Below are 19,334 nucleotides of genomic sequence, written 5' to 3' on the forward strand. Positions count from 1 at the left end.
ATCACTCTATTTATCCGTCGCTATAAACTACCAATAACTTAACACGATTGGTATAAAAAAACCCACTGATAAATTAATATCAGTGGGTTTTTAATACGTTAAAACGTATTAACTAAAACAATCGTTTAGATACAAACGATGTTTTCAGCTTGTGGGCCTTTTTGACCTTGAGTAACAGTAAACTGTACACGTTGGCCTTCAGCTAGAGTTTTGAAGCCGTCACCGCTGATAGCGCTGAAATGAGCGAAAACGTCAGGACCTGACTCTTGCTCGATAAAACCAAAACCTTTTGCTTCGTTGAAAAATTTAACTGTACCAGTTGTAGTTGTAGACATAATAGATATCCTAGATATTAATAAAAGTGTGCCTAAAATCAGGCGGTTTAGCTGAAAAAACAAGTATTTAACTGAGGATAACGCGATGAATTATTACTAATAACAACGTGGTACGTACAAATAAACAGAATTTCTTTCAAACTTATAGTGCATTAACGGGTTATTACTAACCCATTAATTAAAAATTAGATGCTAACGATATTTTCAGCTTGCGGGCCTTTTTGACCTTGAGTAACAGTAAACTGTACACGTTGGCCTTCAGCTAGAGTCTTAAAGCCATCGCTTGAGATTGCGCTGAAATGAGCAAAAACGTCAGGGCCTGACTCTTGTTCAATAAAACCAAAACCTTTAGCTTCGTTAAACCATTTTACTGAACCAGTTGTTGTATTAGACATAATAGTATCCTAAGAATTAATAAAAGTGTGCCTTAATTTAGGCAATTTAACAGGAAGAAAACAAGCATTTAACTGAGGATAGCGCGAAGGATTATTACTAATAACAACGTGGTACTTACAAATAAACAGGGCTTTCTATCAACCCGATGCAGAGCAGGATAACAGTAACTTAAACCATATAACAAGCTTTATTTACTTTTCTTTTTAAAGCCAAGTTAATTTTGTGAACATATATTGATTAAATAAGAATAGTCGTAGCCATGCTTACCGTCTCTGCATTCGCTTTGTTAAAGTGATCTAGGTATGGAGTGTAGACTTATTTTTAGTGGGATTAAATTTAGTTGAATGAGATAATATTTTTAATTGGGGAAGTGCGAAATCCCACACTCCCCCCCACGAAAAAAAGGAACTCAGCGCTCATTTGAACAGCGACAGACTCCTTATTTATTCAGCAATTGCGATCGCTATTTCTACTTCAGTTGCGGTTTTATAATATTCATAGTCGCTGGTATAAGTACGAGTGTAACGACAATCATCTGAGCTAAAGTATTGCCAAATTTCACCCCATAAATCAATTATAGCGTCGGGCATTTCGCCTTCGCCACTAAAGACTAAATAACTCCCTGCGTGCGTTGTAACTGTTACTGAATCACGAAGGTTAATTGATTGCTCATCGCTACAGGCAATGACATCAAAATCACCGGTCACATCGCTCTCGTAGTTAGTGTAAACACCAAAGACTTTACTGTCTTTTGTGAGTTTTGAGGTATATTTTTCGCCAAATTTTTGCCAAAGCTCAGCTATCTTTGCTGTGCCAGTATTCATTTCATTGGCATTGCATGTTCTTACTTTTAAGCCGGTTAAGGTCTTACTTGCTAGCTGTTTTACTTCCATTGAGACTATCCTTTAGCATTAATACTCAGTATTAACTTAACAGAAAAAGCATGAAGTATTTAATAAATACGCTATAAAAAGGGTTTATTTTTTGTTGGTGACTAAACCTTTTGTTGCAACGACTTCACTTTTTTGCAAACAGTTACAGCCCAGCTTTGATCACCTCGAGCACTTTACTCATTCGTTTTGCCAAAGGCCGATTACGGTGATAACACACATAAATAGATTCGCTGATCGGGTGCTGTAATGGATGGACGTTAATCAACTGTGGTTTACTAAATGCACTCACAGCATGTGCCGGTAGCACAGTAAAACCTAGACCAAGGCTGACAGGTTCAAGAATTAAATTAATTTGGTTTGAAAAACCAGAGCGCTTTATTTGCTCAATGTGTTCAAATTCCGCGTAGTTTTCGCTTAACAATAATTGCGCATGATGTTTTGCATCAGGGTGAGCAATGAAGCCAAGTTCGCATAAGTTTTGCCAGCTTGGAGTTTGGTAACCGGTTGGTGTAATTAATAATAGTGCATCTTGGCCGATTTTATGGCTGGTAACCTCGCTGAGTGTTGGGGCTTGAGTTAAAAAACCAATATCAGCATTGTGATTAGCAACGGCCTGTTCCACGCTTTCGTTTGGGGCAAAGCGATAATCAATAGTGAGTGCTTTATGTTGCCCTTGTAAATCAAGTAATTGATTATAAAACTTAAGCCCGCAACTGCCTGGTGATTGAATCTTTATATTGCCACTGTAGGGTGAGTCGTCATGCAGTTGTTGCTCTAAAAACTGCCACTCTTTTAGTAACTGGCTTCCTTTTTGATATAAGCCTTGCCCTTGTGCGGTAAGGGTAAACTGCTTGCCATGGCGTTCAAGCAATGCGCAATTAACCTGCTGCTCTAACTTTTTAATGTGTTGGCTTACGCCTGACTGGGTCATATAAAGGCGTTCTGCAGTTTGGGTAAAGTGATTTACTTCCACCAAGGTGCAAAAGGTATGTAACCATGTAGGATTTATCATTATAAAACGTACTCAAAATGATGATTAATGATAATTTTACTTAATACAGGTCGGTTCGTAAACTAACTCCATCAACTAAGCATAGTTAAACAGGAGCATTATTATGAGTCATACCTATCCACGTAGTTTTTCGCACATTGGAATTTCGGTCCCCGATGTTGAAAAAGCCGTTGAGTTTTACACCAAAGTAATGGGTTGGTACACCATTATGGAGCCGACTTTAATTACCGAAGACAAAAGCCCAATAGGCGAAATGTGTACTGAAGTATTTGGTGAACAATGGGAAAAATTTAAAATAGCGCACCTTTCAACAGGTGATCGTATTGGTGTAGAAATTTTTGAGTTTAAAAATCAAGAAAACCCAGCTGACAACTTTGAATACTGGAAAACCGGTATATTCCATTTTTGTGTTCAAGATCCAGATGTAGAAGGCCTTGCTGAGCGTATTGTTGAAGCTGGCGGTAAAAAGCGTATGGAAGCACCCCGTTACTACTACCCAGGTGAAAAACCGTATCGCATGATCTACATGGAAGACCCGTTTGGTAACATTCTCGAGATTTACAGCCACAGTTATGAGCTTATTTACAGCGCAGGTGCATACTAAATTAATTGGCATCAGTGTTAAATTGTAACAGCCGCAGCTTAGTTACTGCGACCTCTGATACCGAAAATGCACTACTGGGTTAGTAGTGCTAAGCGTTATAACCACACATGTGATTTATTTGTTTTCTTATGCTGGCTCTTCTATGCTATTGCGAGCATTTGTGGTTAAGGCAACAAGCGCTTTTCGCACTGCTTGTGGTGTCTCGCACACGTTTTCAAAGCTAATAAAATAATTACGTTGTTGGCTTTGAATATAAAACCCCTGTGGCAGTATGCCACTCATAACCGGTGCATTATCTGATACGCAATAATGCTGAGCTAATATTAGAGCCATTGCATTTTGATGATCTTCATTCATGTGGGTGATCATGCTTTGTTCTTGATCTTCGTCCCAGCTTTTAGCAGCGCTTTGCCACTCATCTTTTTCAAGCCAAAATATTTTCCCAAAGCCGCCAATAAAGCGAACTCGCACAACATCTAATTGCCATAATTTAAAGTCGTGGGCGTTCCGATAACTGTCAGCTTCTGGGTATAACGCTATGTATTTGTTAAGCAGTATTTCGGCCTGAGGGCCTGCAACTTCACAACCATCGCCCACCAATGTGACTCGGCCATGCTCGTTTTGGTCGCCACGGTCAGCGGCATCAAAAATAGTTAAGCTCATACGAGAATCGTGCTTTAAGTTTTTAGTGTGTTGGGCTATATCGCTAATAAAAAAGTAGATGCGGCCTTGCTCATCACACATATAAGGGGTTACCGAACCAAACGGATAACCTCTTAAGTTGTAAGAAATAGTCGACATAACACCAGCATGGGTTTTAAAAACCAGCTTTTGTGCATCGCTTAATGCTTGCTCTCTCATGAAAACTCCTGACGTTGAGAAAAAACCATGGGTGCATTGTTATATGGATGAGAATTAACATGCAGTTTCATGGCGTACATTTGTTGTAAATTAGATTCTGTAAGTACTGTGTTTATTGGCCCGCTATCGAGTACTTTTTGATCGTGTAATAAAATAGCGTCGGTTGCGTAAAGGCTGGCCAAATTTAAATCGTGAATAGCTATAATGGCACTGTTACCCTGCTCTACAAATGCTTTAACACAACTCAATAGAGCATGTTGATGGCGCATATCTAGTGCTGATGTAGGTTCATCAAGCAGCATCAATTTAGGCTTGGTATGAGTAGAAAAAGCATCTAATTGAGCCAAAGTACGCGCCATATGAACGCGCTGTTGCTCACCGCCTGAAAGCTTACTGACACGGCGGGATAAGTACTGGGTTAAGTCCATGAGTGCGGCATACTTGTGGACTTTTTCAGCTTGCATTTTAAGAGACTCGGCATAGGGGTAGCGTCCCATTGCAATGAGCTCAAATACACTAAAATCAAAGCCAACAAGATTGCTTTGCATCATTACTGCTCGTTGAGTGGCTAAGTGTGCTTGAGACAATGTACTCAGAGGATAATTGTTAAACCGTACTTCGCCTTTAAAGTCATAATGCCCGGCTAAAGCATGCAGCAGTGTTGATTTTCCTGCGCCATTTTCGCCTATCAGTGCTACTAGTTGAGCTTTTGCAATGTGCCCACTTATGTTTTTTAAAACACTGTGATTGCCAAAACCAACACTTAGGTTATTAAAAGTAATCATCATTACCCTCGCTTAGTTTTAATGATCAGATAAATAAACAAAGGTGCGCCAAGTAGCGCGGTAATAATACCAATGGGTAACTCTGCAGGCATAACAACTAAACGTGCTAACCAGTCAGAAAGCAGCAGCACAACAACGCCTAATAACATGCACAGCGGTAACATTTTACGTAAATGCGGGCCAACCATTAAACGGGCAATGTGTGGCACAACTAAGCCAACAAAACCTATCAAGCCAGTAAGTGCTACAACGGCACCAACACCTAATGCCACGAGTATAATTACATACAGTTTAAGCTTGTCTGTGTTGACACCTAAATACTGTGCTTGAGACTCGCCAATCAATAGTAAGTTCATCGGTTCTTTGAGTCGCCACAGACCAAGAATACTCAGTAGCAATAATGGTGTTGCTTGAGTTATGGCATCCCAATTGGCACCACCTAATGAGCCCATCGTCCAGTAGTTAATTAATCTAAGCGCACTATCGTCAGCGAAATAGCTTAATAAGCCAATAACAGCAAAGGATAAAGAATTGATCGCAACCCCCACTAAAATTAGTGTGGTTATATTGACCTGCCTATGCTGCTTAGCAATTAAATACACTAAAGAGGTCACTAACAATGCTCCTAAAAATGCGGCATAAGGTAAATAGTATTGAGCATTAAAATTAAACTGGGCGCTAAATGCTATAAAGGCGACCGCGACCATGGCTGCGCCTGCGCTAATACCAATAATTGATGGATCAGCCAAAGGATTACGACACAAAGCTTGCGTTGCAGCGCCAGTTTGGGCAAGCACTAAGCCAACCAATACAGCTAGTACAAATCGAGGTAGACGTATTTGCGTGACCACATTGATTTGCAGCGCATCAAATTGATTAAAATACTCTGGGGCAATCCATGCGATGGCTAAACGCCAATCCCAGCCTGCGGGGCCATATCCTATGCTCAGTAGTGCTAGAGCAAAAATACACACAGTAATTAGCAGTATCCACTTTTGGTTTGCAGTTATAGAAACAGGCTTAAAACGGCTCAAAGTTAATGTGTTCATAAGGTAGCTTTATAGTCGCTTAATTCTTTAATACCGGTGGCTATGCGCGGCGACATTCCCAATGATAGCAGGCTATCCATCACCAATAATCGGCACTGCTTTGCAGCTGTTAATAAGCGCAGTGTTGGTTGATTACAAAAAGCCTCTTTACCGCCAAGGCTATAAACAACATGGGCTGGTGCGATTAAAAAATCGGGCTGTTTTACGGCAAGTACTTCGTTATTTATTACTTTAAAACCTTTGTGTGTAGCGCCTAAATTAGTGACTCCAGCATAATCAAGTAATAAGTCAGCAACCGTGTCAGTGCCCGCAGCAACAAGCCCGCGCTCATTAGCTGAGAGTAAAAATAAAGCGCTGTGTGTTTCGGTGTTCGCTTTTGGAGGTAATGAATTTTTTATTTGTGCTACGAGGGCTTGGGCTTTGTCGTTCGCATTTAAGTCTTTACCAAGGCGTTTAACAAGATTTAGTAAGTCATTAATTGAGTTGGGTTTTTTATAGTGGATAAGCTCTACACCAGTGGCTTCTATTTGTGCAAGCGCTTGTGCTCGTCCTGCTCCTTCAAGTGCTAAGAGTTTAGTTGGGCGCACCGAAAGTACACCTTCTGCGGCTAAATCACGGTAATAACCAATTTGATCGAGCTGTGTCGCTTGTTTTGGATATAGGCTCGATTGATCCACCGCGACAAGGGTATCTTGCTTATCTAAGGCAAAAATAATTTCAGTTAATGTACCGCCAGCACTCACTATACGCTCCTGCGCGCTTAGGGGGTGAACAGTCAATAAAATCAATATAAAAAGGTATCTCATAAAAAAACTCCAATCATTATTTTCGATTATTATACCCAACTAAATGCAAATGAAAATGATTATCATAAATAATTGATCTTGTTTTTAGTTAGTTGTAACATCCCTCCCCTACTAAATAACAACAATTATCATTTGGAGTTAATGTGAATTTTCCTTCTTTTCAACTTGCTGCTTTAGCAACGTTACTACTTGGTTCGGGCTCTGCCATTGCCGAGGAGATAATTGGTGAGCATATTGTTGTCAGCGGTTCTCGGTTTGAACAAAAACTTGAAGACGTAACAGGCTCTGTAACTGTGATTACAGAGCAAGACATAGAACGTAAATTGGCTGTTGATTTACAAACAATGTTTCGTTATGACCCCAGTATATCAAGCACGGGCAGTGGCTCTGCGGCTCAAACGCTTTCAATTAGAGGAGTCGGTGGTAACCGCGTGGTGTTTATTAAAGATGGCCGTCGAACTAACGATGGTTATGCTGGCGGAGACGGCTATTTGGTTGGTCGTAGCTATTTTGATGTCGCTGGGATAAAGCAAGTTGAAGTCGCCAAGGGAGCCGCGTCTTCATTGTATGGTTCAGATGCACTGGGTGGTATTGTGGTTATCACCACTAAAGATCCGAGCGATTATTTATTAAACGAAAATAGTTTTGCTCAAGTGGCGCTTGGATATCAAGGTCAGAGTAATCAAATGTCGGTAGATATTACTGCGGCTAAAGATTTGGGAGATTTAGGTGTTAGTGCCGTTTATAGCCACCGAGATAGCGAAGAAGTACAAAACTTTACTGAAAACCTACCTGGTTATGATGCTAAATCAGATTCGTTATTGGTTAAACTAGAGCAGCAACTTGATGAAAAGCGCACGTTAAAATACACCTTAGATTATTTTAATCAAACTACTGAACAAGTAATCACCAAAGCGAGCCAAGAAACTAAAGACGAAAATACTAATTGGTCGCTAGCGCTGGATTACGACTCAAAAGCGGCCACAGCAGCGTTTGATCAATGGCATTGGCAAGTATCGTTTAGTCGTTATGAGCAGCAAAGTGATCAAATTAGTGCTACAGCAGCGCATACCGATTACAACGACTATGGCTTTGAACAAGATATTTTAGGGTTAAGGGCTGTATTTAATAAAAAAATAGCCTTACAAGATGCGACCCACAACTTTGTTTATGGTGCTGACGTAGATATATACGATACAACACGTCCACGTTATAAAACACGCTTATTGGCTGATGGAACAGTCGATTTTACAGATCAAAAACAAAAAGCTTTTCCTGGCGCTGATACCTCTTTAGTGGGCGTTTTTATGCAAGACAATATTAAATTTGCAAATAGCGCGTGGTCTTTGATTGCAGGTGTACGCTTTGACTATTATTCATTAGCAGCTAAAGATGATGAGCTTTATAGCGATGCTGAGCTTGATGACATTACCGAATCTGCGTTTTCACCAAAACTTGGGATGATTTATCAAGTTAATGATAATTTATCTTGGTATGGGCAATATGTACGTGGTTTTAAAATTCCCCCGCATGATCAAGCGTATCAAAGCCATGGTGTTGAACCATTTTATCAAATATTACCAAACGCAGATTTAGCACCCGAAAGCAGCGACTCATATGAGCTTGGCATGCGCTTTTCTGGTAATGATATCAACGTTACTTTAAGCGCATTTTACGCCGCTTATGATGACTTTATTGATGTTGCAATTGCAGGTGTTGAGCCAACGTTCATACCGAATGTAAATAAAACTTTTTACCAATACCAAAATATTAGTGAAACACAGATCAGCGGTGTTGAAGCGAGCTTGTTGATGCATGTAAGCGATAATGTTTTAGTTGAGGCAAATATTGCATATGTTGAAGGCGAAAACAAAGAAACAGACGAGCCGTTAACCAGTATCAGTCCATTAAACGGTTCAATACAGTTAACAACAGCACTTGGCGATATTGATTGGACCGCAGCATGGCGCTTTGCTAAATCACAGTCTGATGTAGTGCGAGATGCAAGTGGTGATAAAACAACGCAAGGATATGGTTACGGTATTGTGGATTTATACGCAAGTTATGAATGGCAAACATGGCAGCTAAATGTGGGCGTAATTAACCTGCTAGATAAAAAATATGTACCCTTTGAACTGATTGCAGGGCAATCTCAGGGGGCTGATTTTAGCCAATATACTCAGCCCGGGCGTAACTTTTCTGCCCGCGTAAGTTATCAGTTTTAAAAGGTAATCAACGCTGCGCGTAAGTGCAGCGTTTTAACCTTACTACTTTTTTACTTATTCATTGAGTCTTTGCCTAGATGATGTAAAAAGAGTCGTGGTTTTAAAGTTAATAAAGACTGTAAAGGGGGTTAACAGTTACTAAACAACATGCATCATATTTGCGCATTAATACTTTTGCAGGCTAGTGAAATTAATCCCTATTCTCTGATGGCTGACTTTATGTTGCCCCATAACTAAAGTGAGACTGTCTTGGTTTATAAAAGTAGCTTTGAGTTATGTTGGCTCGATTAATTATTACACTGGCGGCTATGTTTACATCACGTTAGTATAGTGCTTCAAATAAGTTACAAAATGATAATTACATGACTTTAAAAACCAATGCTTTAATTTATTTTTTAGCCTTTAGTAGCGGCTTTAGTATTATGGGAATAGAACTACTTGGCGGGCGAATTTTAGCGCCTTTTTTTGGTAGTAGTGTGCATATTTGGGGCAGTATTATTACTGTGTTTATGCTCAGCTTATCGTTTGGCTATTTATTGGGAGGAAAGCTTTCAATTCGCCAGCCTTCGTTAACCAAATACGGTTTAATATTTTTAGTTGCCAGTATTATGGTGCTGCCCATTGCATTATTTGCCCAGCCAATTATGGCGTATATTTTTTCTCACATAGAAGACAGCCGTTATGGCTCGTTATTGGCCTCTACAGCGTTGTTTTTTGTCCCTACTATTATTTTAGGCATGATTTCGCCTTACTCTGTGCGTTTATTAGTGACCGATAGCGAGCACAGCGGCCAAGTCGCTGGCGGCTTGTATTTTGTCAGCACCTTAGGCAGTGCCTTAGGGACTATTATTACCTCGTTTTACATGGTGCTAGCGTTTGATGTGAATACCATTATTTTGGGTTTCGCGACGACATTAGGGCTATTAGGTTTATTGGCAATTGGCGTAAATCAATTAGCTAACAAGGAGAAACACAATGTTTAAGTATTTGCTCGTGACCTTACTGTTAATTGGGTTTAGCAGCCAAGCTAAGGTGATTCATCAAGAGCGGTCGCTTTATCGTAATATTTTAGTTGAAGAGACCGGCGATTTACGCTGTTTAAAGTTTGACGAAAAAGCCCGTAAAAGCAGTCAAAGTTGCATATATAAAAGCAACCCACAAAAGCTAGTGTTTAATTATACCAAACTCACTTTTGCCAGTTTACTACTGATAGACAATCCAAAAAATGTACTTATTATCGGGCTTGGCGGCGGCACCTTATCAAATGTGATCAGCGAGCTATACCCTGACGCCATGATTGAAAATGTTGAAATTGATCCCGCAGTTATAAAAGTGGCGCGTGATTATTTTGCTTTTAAAGAGAACGATAAAGTCACTTCGAAAGTACAAGATGGGCGTATTTTTATTAAACGCGCAGCAATCCAACAAGCCAAGTATGACTGGATTATTCTTGATGCATTTAATGGTGATTACATCCCTGAGCATTTACTTACTAAAGAGTTTTTTGCGGAAGTGAAAAGTGTACTGGCTGATGGTGGCGTAGTAGCGGCAAATACCTTTTCATCAAGCAAACTTTATGAGCATGAATCTGCCACTTATGAAGCGGTATTTGGTGACTTTATTAATGTGAGCACTGAGAAAAATAGTAATCGAATTATTTTAGCTGGCTTTAATAAATTTCCAAGTCCTGTGCAGCTAGCACAGCGAATAGAAAAGCTAACCCCGTTATTAGCCCCCTATCGCGTTGATATCAAAGCGGTGAGCGAAGGGATGATTTCGACCAAAGATAATAAAGACTGGCCTAGCGATACAAAAGTACTCACTGATCAGTACTCACCCGCAAACTTACTCAATTTCTAAAGTTTACGCCCATTTGTTACTACACTTAGGCCAGCTTGCTGGCCATCAAAGCTAACTGCTAATTCCCCCTTTTTAAGTTAATACCCGATTAAATTTCTAATCGAATTTTCCCTCATAGGTTAGTTTAAGGTTCCTGCTGCTGCACTGATAGATAGTGTGCTTTGAGCGAAAGTTATAGTTAGGCTTGTCTTAAGTATTTCTTAATAATTGCCTGCTATTGTTAAACTAATTATTTTTCTAGGTATTTTTAGGGGCTTAAAAAGTGGTGATTATTTCTCGGTCTGTATCACGGTTTATGCTTGTGACTGCACTTTTTACTGCTATGGCGAGTGCGCCAGTGTTAAGTAAAGAAACCGTTGTGTCAGTTATCTCCAGTCAGCAACAACTAACCGATAAGTTAGCAGAGCTTAAAGGCCAAGTGGTATTTTTAGATTTTTGGGCTTCGTGGTGTACACCTTGTCGTAAGTCTTTTCCTTGGCTTAATGAAATGCAAACAAAATACCAATCGCAAGGCTTTACGGTGTTGGCAGTTAACTTAGATGTTGAGCATCAAGATGCGGTTGATTTTTTAGCACACACTCCTGCTGATTTTCCTATTATTTATGATCCTGATGCACTAATAGGCAAACAATTCGATTTACTCGGTATGCCAAGTAGTTATGTGTATGGCCGTGATGGCAAAATAAAATATCGCCATATTGGCTTTAAGAACAGTAAAAAAGCGCAATACGAGCAAGAAATAACTCAGTTATTAGCCGTTCAGCCTTAAGAGGTAATGATGAAAAAATTAATAAAAAATAGTCTCCTAACGATATTAATACTATCTGCAACTGGGTGTGTCAGTATTGGCGTAGAACCGTGGCAACGAGATCTATTAGCTAAAGATGAAATGTCACTCAGTGGCGGATTAGATGCTGCGGTTGACGATCATATTTACTTTAGTAAAGAAGCCTCCAGTGGTGGACGCAGCTTTGGTGGTGGAGGCTGCGGATGCAACTAGTCGACTCACAAACCGAAAGGAACCAAACCAGTAATATTGCTTCAGCACTAGGGCTGGCTGCTTGCGCATTACTAGGCACAGCGCCTGCAGAGGCGCAAATAAACAAAGATTGGCAGTTTGACACCGCTGTGCTGTATTACGGTGAAACAGATCGTGTTATGGCAACAGAGGCGATGATCAACGCCAATAAAGAATTTGCTGACGAGCACTTTTTAAATTTACGGCTCACCTTAGATACATTAACGGGTGCCTCAGCAAATGGCGCGGTAGCACAACCGAATGTACAAACATTTACCCGTCCTTCAGGCAATGGCCAGTATGATATTCAGCCTGGTGAAACACCGCTGGATGATACCTTTCGTGATACGCGTGAACAGCTTAATGCCCAGTGGACTCAACCCTTGGCGCAGGATTATACCGTCAGTGGTGGCGTGCATATTTCAAAAGAGTATGATTATTTATCGTTAGGTGTTAATGGTAACTTAGCCATCGACTTTAATAAAAAGAACACTACTTTGTCGTTGGGCGGCAGTTATTTTAGCGATACCTTTACCCCCGAAGGTGGTATCCCGAAAGCATTTGCATCTATGCCAATTGGTGACAGTGAAAGTGCGGTTTGGGACGACACTTTTAACAGTACGCGACGCACAGATCAAGATGATAAAACGACCACCGATTTACTTGTCGGTGTTACGCAAATCATCAACCGTAGAATGCTAATGCAGTTTAACTATTCATATTCAATGGTGGATGGTTACCAAACGGATCCGTTTAAAGTGCTTAGTGTGGTAAATAATGATGGTTTAACACAAGATTATCAATACGAGAACCGCCCTGATGAACGTACCAAGCAAAGCCTATATTGGCAAACCAAATACCATTTTGACAACAGTATTGTTGACCTTTCATATCGTTATATGTGGGATGACTGGGAGATAACGTCGCATACGGTTGATTCACGTTGGCGTCTATTACTGGGGGACGACAGTTACCTAGAACCGCATTTTCGCTACTATCAGCAATCGGCGGCAGAGTTCTATCAGCCATTTTTAAATGCAGCAGCGCCTTTGCCGCAGTTTGCTAGTGCTGATTATCGTATTGGTGAAATGGATACTTACACGCTGGGTTTAGAATACGGTACTAAGCTTAGTAATGGCCACAGTATGTCGGTACGTGCTGAATATTACACTCAGCAGCCTACCAATAATGGGTTTGAGCAACCTGGTGCGCTGGCATCACTTGATTTATTCCCAAGTGTGGATGCGGTAGTGCTACAATTTAGTTATTCATTCTAACGAGTTATAGGTTAAGTTACTAACGTGGCTGCACAAGTAATATCAATCCATCCGCAAGCCGCTGGTCTAAGTGTAAAATTTAACGCTATGGCCAGCCCTTGTGAATTGTTAGTCGATAGCGTCGATCAGCAGCTTGGCGAGCAACTTGGGCAGCTGGTTGCAAACGAAGTGTGGCGTATTGAACAGAAATACAGTCGTTACAATACTCAAAGTGTTTGCTCTGCTATAAATCAAAGCCAAGGGCTGCCACTTGCCATCGATGACGAAACCTATGCTTTACTTAATTTTGCCAAGCTATGCTTTGATTTAAGCGACGGGCTGTTTGATATTAGCTCGGGTATTTTACGGCGTGTATGGCATTTTGATTGTTCCGACAACTTGCCAACTCCGGCACAAATAAGTGCATTATTGTCTAATATCGGTTTCAACAAAATTGTGTTTGATCAGTCCAGTATTATCTTGCCTAAAGGTATGGAGCTTGATTTTGGAGGGATTGGCAAAGAGTATGCAGTTGATAAATGCATTCAGTTACTCCAAGCACACAGCCCTGTTGCAGCGTTAGTTAATTTAGGGGGCGACTTAGCTGTCACCACTGAGCGTAGTGACGGTCAAGCCTGGCAAATTGGCATTGAACATCCGGGCTTTGTACAACAACAAACTATGGTGGTGTCTTTGCGCAGCGGCGCTCTGGCAACCAGTGGCGATGCTAAGCGTTATTTATTAAAAGACGGCATTCGTTATAGCCATATTCTTAACCCTCTCACTGGCTGTTCGATCACTGATGCACCGCGCTCTGTTACCGTCGCTGCGCCGCAATGTATACAAGCAGGCATGTTAGCAACTATGGCCATGCTACAAGGTCGCGATGCGCAGATATTGCTCGATTCACAACCCCTCCCCCATTGGATCATTCGCTAATTTGCTCAACACAGTGATATTAAATCGTTTTTAAAGCCCTCTTTGCCGTTATTTTTTAAATCGTTTCGATATTTACTTAGCATGCTAAGTAATGTTAAACTAGTTAGCATGCTAAGTAACTAGGTACTATTATGATTTCATCACCTCCTTTTCATGAAACTTTAGATTTAAGTTTATGCGGTAGCATGGGGCGCGTTTTTCGACTCTGTCGCGATGCCGTTACTCTCGCTGTTGAGCCTTTAGGGTTAACACAATCTCGTTGGACTGCGATGATCCATATCCATCATTTAAAACAAGGTGTTACACAACAAGAACTGGCTAGCAGTTTGGGGATTGAAATGCCTTCACTAACGCGAACAGTTAAACAGTTAGAGCAACAAGCGATTATTGTCCGTCGCATTGACAGCGATGATAAACGTAGTCGTAAAATCTATTTTACTGAGCAAGGGTTACTATTATTAGATGCACTTAAAGACATTATGGCTGAGGTTAAAACACAACTTTATGCAGAACTTACAACGCAGCAGCTTGATACTATGGCCTATGGTTTAGTGCAAATGGAAGCCAATGCTCGACGTTGTATTAGCCACTTTTCTGGAGAGAAATAATTCATGACACCGGATCAGAAATTTGCCCGCTATGTAAAAATATCATTAGTTGGGTTTATTTTATTGTTCGCTTACTTTGTCGTTGCCGATATGTTTTTACCGGTTACTCCGCAAGCGCGCGTATATCACCCTGTAGTACAAGTAACGCCACAAGTAAGTGGCCGCGTGAACCAAGTATTGGTGAATAATAATCAAGCGATTAAAGCGGGTGAAGCGCTATTTTTAATAGAAGCAGCCCCTTTTAAATTAGCACTAGAGCAAGCACAACTGGCTTATGCTGATGCGCAGTTGCAAAACCAGCGCTTAGATAGCAGTGTTAAAGCGATACAGGCTCAGCTAGCCGCTGGAAATGCCAAGCTGCATGAGCAACAGTTGTTATTTGATCGCAGTGAATCGTTATTGAAAAAACGGTCTATTTCGGAGCAAGAATACGAAACAATTAGTGCTAATTATCAATCAAGTCAAGCGAATGTCGCAGCTATTGAAGCACAGTTAACCGAGGCAAAACTGGCGCGTGGACAATTAGGCGAAGACAACCTAGCATTACGCCACGCGCAAAACCAACTGGCACAAGCGAAGCTCAATTTATCATACAGCATAGTGACTGCTGATGCTGATGGTAAAGTCGCAAACTTGCAAGTAAGCACCGGAACATTTGCTAATAAAGGTCAACCGATGTTAGCTATTGTGGCCAATAAAGCTGATTTAGTGGCTGATTTTCGTGAAAAATCGTTAGTTAATATCAAAGTGGGCAGCAAAGCAAAAGTAACGTTTGATGCTCTGCCAGGCCAAGTATTTGCAGCTACAGTGAGCTCTTTTGAAGCTGGCGTAAGTAATGGGCAGCTCAATGCTAATGGCTTATTAAGCAGTACTGAAAGCAGTAATCGCTGGGTTCGTGATGCGCAGCGCCAACGTATTCACATTGATTTAGAGCAAGCACAGCTATTAAGTAAACTACCTAGTGGTGCACGTGCAACAGTGCAGCTACTGCCTGAGTCAGTAATTGGGCAATGGTTTGGTGTCATGCAAATTCGCTTTATCAGTTTACTGCATTACATTTACTAATAAGGCTTTATTATGTCTGCATCAGTCCCTGTAAAACTAGACCAGAATGGCCTTCGGCAAGCGTTGCGTATCGCTGGCGGCAGCGCGTTGGGATTTAGTTTATGTAAATTGATGAATTGGCCAAATGGTATTTTCTTCACCGTTTATCCTATGTTGTTATTAGGATTAGTGCCGATTTTAAATGCACATATCATTCGTCAGTTTTTTGCCAGCGCGGCATTTAGTGGGTTATTTGTATTAATAGTACAGGGTTTATTTTCTCATTTACCAGTGGCGATGACCTTGCTGTGCTTTTTAGCGTTTGCATTTTTGTTTTATCAAATGAGCTGTGGTGCTAACTTTTTGTTTGGTGCTTTAAGTGTCGTTAGTTTATCTATTCAACTGCACTTTTCTAGTTATGTTGGTAATGGCACGAGTATTTATCCGTTGATCATCAGCAATGGTTTAGCAGTCGTAGTGACCGTGTTAGCGGCGGTATTAATGCACTTTGTATTTCCTGATGTTGCACCACGCCAAGGTCGGGTGATGCCAACAAAAGCAAAAGAGAGTATTCGCCACGAAGTACTGTTGTGCGCTACGGTTGCTACACTGTCGTTTGTGATTTTTCAGGTATTTGATTTACAAGATTCAATTTCAGCACAAGCGGCATCGATCTTAATTTTGTTTCCTTTGTGCTGGAAAGCCGCTGGCATGGCTGGCTGGCAACGAGCAATTGGCACATTAATTGGTTGTAATTTAGCGTTAGTATCGCAGCTGTTTTTGTATAATCACACCGATATTCTGATTTTTCCGGCGCTGATCTTGTGGATTTTAACTTTTATATTTAGCCGTTATCATATTTTAGGTGGCGGTATTCCTGGTGTTGGATTTGGGGTTATTACCACATTTGGAATTTTATTTGGCCAGTCTCTCGGACCTGGGCAAGACTTGGTTTACAGTGCGCTTTATCGGTTTTCGTCTGTATCGGTTGCGATAATCGTGAGTTTATGTGCGGTGTATATTATGCATCATATTCTTAATCGGTTTAGTGTCACCCGTCATCATACTTTCGACTAATATAATAACCGCCTTAGTCAGTTCCTTATGCACTAGGGCGGTTATTACTTTGTTATACTAACTGTGTTTAAATAATGATCACTTTAGGCGTGAGTTTATAAACCACTAATTAACACAATCGCTACTCAACGATGCGTTAAGCTGATTTATTGCGAGTGTTATTTTCGCGGGATCAACCATAAAGTCAGCGCGCCTAACAATATCCCCCAAAATGCCGAGCCAATAGAAAATAAAGTAAGATCAGAGGCGGTGACCAAAAAAGTGATCATTGCCGCCTCAGTGTAGTAACTATCAGACAAAGCTTGCTGTAAGCTCGAGGCAATGGTGGTGAATAAAGCAATCCCCGCCAAGGCTAAAATAAGTGCTTGTGGCAAACTTGCCACTAAACCCACTAGAGTCGCTGCTCCAATCGCCATCAGGATATAAAAACCACCGCCCGCGATACTTGCCCAGTAACGCTTTTTAGGGTCGCTGTCGGCATCTTCACTCATGCAAATTGCCGCAGTAATAGCAGCTAAATTAATGGCATAGCCACCAAAAGGGGCAATAAGGATATTACTAAAACCAGTGACATTGAGCGCTGCAGAGACGGGTGCAGGGTAATTATGTGCTTTTAACACTGCAATGCCTGGCAAGTTTTGTGAAGTCATGGTGACGATATAAAGCGGAATACCAACGCTGATCATCGCTTGTAAATTAAATTCAGGAGCGATAAACGCAAACTCGCTCATTTTCCATTGCCAACTGCTGGTATCTATTTGCCCTGTAACGCCAGCCATTACAAACCCAGCAATCAGTACCATAAGCATCGAAAAACGTGGCATTAAACGCTTACAGACTAAATAAACCAGCACCATCGCACCAATTAGCAATGGTTTTTCACCCATAAAGTTAAATACATCTATGCCAAAAGTCACTAAAACACCGCCAAGCATTGCACAAGCAATTTGACTCGGGATACGTTGCATTATTTTTTCAAACCAGCCAGTGATCCCTGATATAAATACCAGTAAAGCACTGAACATAAATGCGCCTACAGCTTGATTTAAACTATAACCTTGGGCACTGGTAATGAGTAAAGCGGCACCGGTTGTTGACCAGGCAATTAAAATTGGGATTTTATAGTAGTACGATAAGCCAATTGAAGTGACACCCATCGCAATACCTAACATAAGTACCCAACTTGCAACGAGCTCCGCTGTGCCACCTAGCACAATAACGACTTGGTAAATAAGTGCGATAGAGCTGGTAAAACCGATGATCACCGCAACTAAGCCCGCAGTTAAACGGTTTAATAGTTGATTTGAGAGTTGCATGTGGTTCCTAAATCGTTGAATTCAATCGTTCTATTTATACACAAATATTACTTTGATGCTAGGGCGTGTTTATCTTTCGAGGTTACTTATGACTAAGGTCTTACTGGTTGGAGAAAGTATTGATGTTCTGAGGTAGTGATAAAGTGTTAGATTTGTAATGGCGACGGTGTAACAGTTTTCACACGTCACCAATGACAGCTTAGTATACAAAGCAATAGTCGTTATTTACGACTAAAATTTTACTGTACTACAGCGCTTAATATGGGGCTTGGAGTAGGCTGTTCCATCGCTGCTTTACTGTCTTCATCCAAGGCTAAGCTTAAATTCTCTGGGCGGTCAAAAATACCCAAGCGAATGCGAATAAAATGCAAGATTTCACGAGCCACATTGATCCCCAGTGCAGCTTCTAAGCCTTCAAATCCAGGGCTTGAATTTGCTTCGCAAATTTTAAAGTGATTATCATCAAATAATAAATCAATACCAGCAACGTCTAAATTGAGTACATTAGCTGTTTGTGTAGCTAACCATTCAATCTCTGGAGTAATTGGGTGCGGTTTACCAGTGCCACCTGCACTCACGTTCGCTTTAAAGTTTTTACCGCCAGAGTTTCGCTCCATACATGCGACAGCACGGCCACCAATAGTGAGTACTCGCAAATCACGACCATGGCTAGATTTAACAAACTGTTGCAAGATGATATTAGCTTGCGGGTTGGCGGCTTCAATTAATTGCATTAAATCGTCAAATTCGCTTTTTGACTTTGATAAAAATACGCCACTGCCCTGCGAGCCTGAAAGTGTTTTAATCACCACTGGAAAGCCTATTTGCCTATCTACTAAGTCGATATTTACTGGAAATTTTACCAGCATAGTATTTGGTGTAGGTAAGTTACGCTCAGCTAAAATTTGCTGTGCAAACAGTTTATCTTTTACCGTCTCAATTGATTGTGAGCTATTAACGCAGTACACCCCTAGTCGCTCGAGATGGCGAATAATTGCTAGTGCAAAATAGGTGGTGCTGGCGCCCATGCGAGGAATAACAAAGTCAGGCAAAGTTGTGGTTACACCGTCAATTAGAATGCTTTTGCCATCTTCGCGGGTGATAGTTAAATCAAATTGATCGGGAGAGAAAACTTGTAAATCGATACCTTCTTCTTTTGCTGCGGCCAGTAAACGCTCTACTTCGTAGGTCTCTTGTTTTAGTAATCCAGCACTGTCTTTATAAATGATCCAGCCACGCATGGTATTTCC

Annotated in this window: 21 protein-coding genes; 11 read left to right on the top strand and 10 right to left on the bottom strand. The window is 40.9% G+C overall.

Annotated features, from left to right (window positions below; all coding sequences use genetic code 11):
* Positions 1-125: 125 nt before the first annotated feature.
* From H5180_RS05035 to H5180_RS05050, 4 genes are all read right to left on the bottom strand, one after another.
* A complete protein-coding gene (locus H5180_RS05035; RefSeq protein WP_016706518.1) occupies positions 126-335 on the bottom strand; it encodes a cold-shock protein in 210 nt (69 codons plus the stop codon).
* A gap of 185 nt (positions 336-520) precedes the next feature.
* Positions 521-730, bottom strand: a complete 210-nt coding sequence (locus tag H5180_RS05040; RefSeq protein WP_145238950.1) for a cold-shock protein — start codon at positions 728-730, stop codon at positions 521-523.
* 444 nt (positions 731-1,174) lie between these two features.
* Positions 1,175-1,624: a GyrI-like domain-containing protein gene (locus H5180_RS05045; protein ID WP_145238947.1), complete on the bottom strand. Its 450-nt coding sequence runs from the start codon at positions 1,622-1,624 to the stop codon at positions 1,175-1,177.
* A 142-nt stretch (positions 1,625-1,766) separates the two neighbouring features.
* Positions 1,767-2,636, bottom strand: coding sequence for a LysR family transcriptional regulator (locus H5180_RS05050; RefSeq protein WP_182757820.1), 870 nt, complete (start codon positions 2,634-2,636; stop codon positions 1,767-1,769).
* A gap of 103 nt (positions 2,637-2,739) precedes the next feature.
* On the opposite strand from H5180_RS05050, the gene H5180_RS05055 reads away from it, so the two are divergent.
* Complete coding sequence (locus H5180_RS05055; protein WP_149980329.1) at positions 2,740-3,240, top strand: lactoylglutathione lyase family protein; 501 nt, start codon at positions 2,740-2,742, stop codon at positions 3,238-3,240.
* Between the two features lie 126 nt (positions 3,241-3,366).
* Here the strand turns inward: H5180_RS05055 and H5180_RS05060 are convergent, their stop codons facing one another.
* From H5180_RS05060 to H5180_RS05075, 4 genes are read right to left on the bottom strand one after another with little or no spacing between them, the layout of a single operon-like run.
* A complete protein-coding gene (locus H5180_RS05060) occupies positions 3,367-4,101 on the bottom strand; it encodes a HugZ family protein (RefSeq protein WP_182717315.1) in 735 nt (244 codons plus the stop codon).
* A complete protein-coding gene (locus H5180_RS05065; RefSeq protein WP_259397315.1) occupies positions 4,098-4,889 on the bottom strand; it encodes a heme ABC transporter ATP-binding protein in 792 nt (263 codons plus the stop codon). The genes H5180_RS05060 and H5180_RS05065 overlap by 4 nt, the downstream gene beginning before the upstream one ends.
* On the bottom strand, positions 4,889-5,935 hold the full coding sequence (locus H5180_RS05070; protein ID WP_182757821.1) for an iron ABC transporter permease: 1,047 nt from the start codon (positions 5,933-5,935) through the stop codon (positions 4,889-4,891). The genes H5180_RS05065 and H5180_RS05070 overlap by 1 nt, the downstream gene beginning before the upstream one ends.
* Positions 5,932-6,741 (bottom strand): hemin ABC transporter substrate-binding protein, encoded by an 810-nt coding sequence (locus H5180_RS05075; RefSeq protein WP_182757822.1) that lies wholly within the window; start codon positions 6,739-6,741, stop codon positions 5,932-5,934. Before H5180_RS05075 ends, H5180_RS05070 begins: the two co-directional genes overlap by 4 nt.
* Before the next feature lie 143 nt (positions 6,742-6,884).
* On the opposite strand from H5180_RS05075, the gene H5180_RS05080 reads away from it, so the two are divergent.
* The 10 genes from H5180_RS05080 (at position 6,885) to H5180_RS05125 (ending at position 16,768) form a co-directional block, all read left to right on the top strand.
* Entirely contained in the window at positions 6,885-8,966 is a 2,082-nt protein-coding gene (locus H5180_RS05080; protein ID WP_182757823.1) for a TonB-dependent hemoglobin/transferrin/lactoferrin family receptor, read from the top strand.
* A 362-nt stretch (positions 8,967-9,328) separates the two neighbouring features.
* Positions 9,329-9,949 carry a fused MFS/spermidine synthase gene (locus tag H5180_RS05085; RefSeq protein ID WP_145238924.1) on the top strand — a complete coding sequence of 207 codons (621 nt, stop codon included), beginning with the start codon at positions 9,329-9,331 and terminating at the stop codon, positions 9,947-9,949.
* Entirely contained in the window at positions 9,942-10,826 is an 885-nt protein-coding gene (locus H5180_RS05090; RefSeq protein WP_149980333.1) for a spermidine synthase, read from the top strand. The genes H5180_RS05085 and H5180_RS05090 overlap by 8 nt, the downstream gene beginning before the upstream one ends.
* A gap of 295 nt (positions 10,827-11,121) precedes the next feature.
* Positions 11,122-11,595, top strand: a complete 474-nt coding sequence (locus tag H5180_RS05095; RefSeq protein ID WP_182757846.1) for a TlpA disulfide reductase family protein — start codon at positions 11,122-11,124, stop codon at positions 11,593-11,595.
* A gap of 9 nt (positions 11,596-11,604) precedes the next feature.
* Positions 11,605-11,826: a DUF4266 domain-containing protein gene (locus tag H5180_RS05100; RefSeq protein ID WP_182757824.1), complete on the top strand. Its 222-nt coding sequence runs from the start codon at positions 11,605-11,607 to the stop codon at positions 11,824-11,826.
* Entirely contained in the window at positions 11,817-13,121 is a 1,305-nt protein-coding gene (locus tag H5180_RS05105) for a DUF3570 domain-containing protein (protein WP_182757825.1), read from the top strand. Before H5180_RS05100 ends, H5180_RS05105 begins: the two co-directional genes overlap by 10 nt.
* A 24-nt stretch (positions 13,122-13,145) precedes the next feature.
* On the top strand, positions 13,146-14,039 hold the full coding sequence (locus tag H5180_RS05110; RefSeq protein WP_261375595.1) for an FAD:protein FMN transferase: 894 nt from the start codon (positions 13,146-13,148) through the stop codon (positions 14,037-14,039).
* Positions 14,040-14,170: 131 nt separating this feature from the next.
* Positions 14,171-14,647, top strand: coding sequence for a MarR family winged helix-turn-helix transcriptional regulator (locus H5180_RS05115; protein WP_145238912.1), 477 nt, complete (start codon positions 14,171-14,173; stop codon positions 14,645-14,647).
* Positions 14,648-14,650: 3 nt separating this feature from the next.
* Entirely contained in the window at positions 14,651-15,712 is a 1,062-nt protein-coding gene (locus tag H5180_RS05120; protein ID WP_145238909.1) for an HlyD family secretion protein, read from the top strand.
* A gap of 12 nt (positions 15,713-15,724) precedes the next feature.
* Positions 15,725-16,768: a DUF2955 domain-containing protein gene (locus H5180_RS05125; protein WP_145238906.1), complete on the top strand. Its 1,044-nt coding sequence runs from the start codon at positions 15,725-15,727 to the stop codon at positions 16,766-16,768.
* A 158-nt stretch (positions 16,769-16,926) separates the two neighbouring features.
* Here the strand turns inward: H5180_RS05125 and H5180_RS05130 are convergent, their stop codons facing one another.
* Positions 16,927-18,084, bottom strand: coding sequence for a benzoate/H(+) symporter BenE family transporter (locus H5180_RS05130; RefSeq protein WP_182757826.1), 1,158 nt, complete (start codon positions 18,082-18,084; stop codon positions 16,927-16,929).
* 239 nt (positions 18,085-18,323) lie between these two features.
* Complete coding sequence (locus tag H5180_RS05135) at positions 18,324-19,325, bottom strand: RimK family alpha-L-glutamate ligase (protein WP_145238901.1); 1,002 nt, start codon at positions 19,323-19,325, stop codon at positions 18,324-18,326.
* Between the last annotated feature and the right edge of the window lie 9 nt (positions 19,326-19,334).

The organism is Pseudoalteromonas sp. SR41-4, from assembly GCF_014163985.1.
GTDB lineage: Bacteria > Pseudomonadota > Gammaproteobacteria > Enterobacterales > Alteromonadaceae > Pseudoalteromonas > Pseudoalteromonas rhizosphaerae.

Coding starts and splice junctions, on each gene's coding strand:
- H5180_RS05035 (WP_016706518.1), bottom strand. CDS start 335: ATGTCTACAACTACAACTGGTACAGTTAAATTTTTCAACGAAGCAAAA.
- H5180_RS05040 (WP_145238950.1), bottom strand. CDS start 730: ATGTCTAATACAACAACTGGTTCAGTAAAATGGTTTAACGAAGCTAAA.
- H5180_RS05045 (WP_145238947.1), bottom strand. CDS start 1,624: ATGGAAGTAAAACAGCTAGCAAGTAAGACCTTAACCGGCTTAAAAGTA.
- H5180_RS05050 (WP_182757820.1), bottom strand. CDS start 2,636: ATGATAAATCCTACATGGTTACATACCTTTTGCACCTTGGTGGAAGTA.
- H5180_RS05055 (WP_149980329.1), top strand. CDS start 2,740: ATGAGTCATACCTATCCACGTAGTTTTTCGCACATTGGAATTTCGGTC.
- H5180_RS05060 (WP_182717315.1), bottom strand. CDS start 4,101: ATGAGAGAGCAAGCATTAAGCGATGCACAAAAGCTGGTTTTTAAAACC.
- H5180_RS05065 (WP_259397315.1), bottom strand. CDS start 4,889: ATGATGATTACTTTTAATAACCTAAGTGTTGGTTTTGGCAATCACAGT.
- H5180_RS05070 (WP_182757821.1), bottom strand. CDS start 5,935: ATGAACACATTAACTTTGAGCCGTTTTAAGCCTGTTTCTATAACTGCA.
- H5180_RS05075 (WP_182757822.1), bottom strand. CDS start 6,741: ATGAGATACCTTTTTATATTGATTTTATTGACTGTTCACCCCCTAAGC.
- H5180_RS05085 (WP_145238924.1), top strand. CDS start 9,329: ATGACTTTAAAAACCAATGCTTTAATTTATTTTTTAGCCTTTAGTAGC.
- H5180_RS05090 (WP_149980333.1), top strand. CDS start 9,942: ATGTTTAAGTATTTGCTCGTGACCTTACTGTTAATTGGGTTTAGCAGC.
- H5180_RS05095 (WP_182757846.1), top strand. CDS start 11,122: ATGCTTGTGACTGCACTTTTTACTGCTATGGCGAGTGCGCCAGTGTTA.
- H5180_RS05100 (WP_182757824.1), top strand. CDS start 11,605: ATGAAAAAATTAATAAAAAATAGTCTCCTAACGATATTAATACTATCT.
- H5180_RS05105 (WP_182757825.1), top strand. CDS start 11,817: ATGCAACTAGTCGACTCACAAACCGAAAGGAACCAAACCAGTAATATT.
- H5180_RS05115 (WP_145238912.1), top strand. CDS start 14,171: ATGATTTCATCACCTCCTTTTCATGAAACTTTAGATTTAAGTTTATGC.
- H5180_RS05120 (WP_145238909.1), top strand. CDS start 14,651: ATGACACCGGATCAGAAATTTGCCCGCTATGTAAAAATATCATTAGTT.
- H5180_RS05125 (WP_145238906.1), top strand. CDS start 15,725: ATGTCTGCATCAGTCCCTGTAAAACTAGACCAGAATGGCCTTCGGCAA.
- H5180_RS05130 (WP_182757826.1), bottom strand. CDS start 18,084: ATGCAACTCTCAAATCAACTATTAAACCGTTTAACTGCGGGCTTAGTT.
- H5180_RS05135 (WP_145238901.1), bottom strand. CDS start 19,325: ATGCGTGGCTGGATCATTTATAAAGACAGTGCTGGATTACTAAAACAA.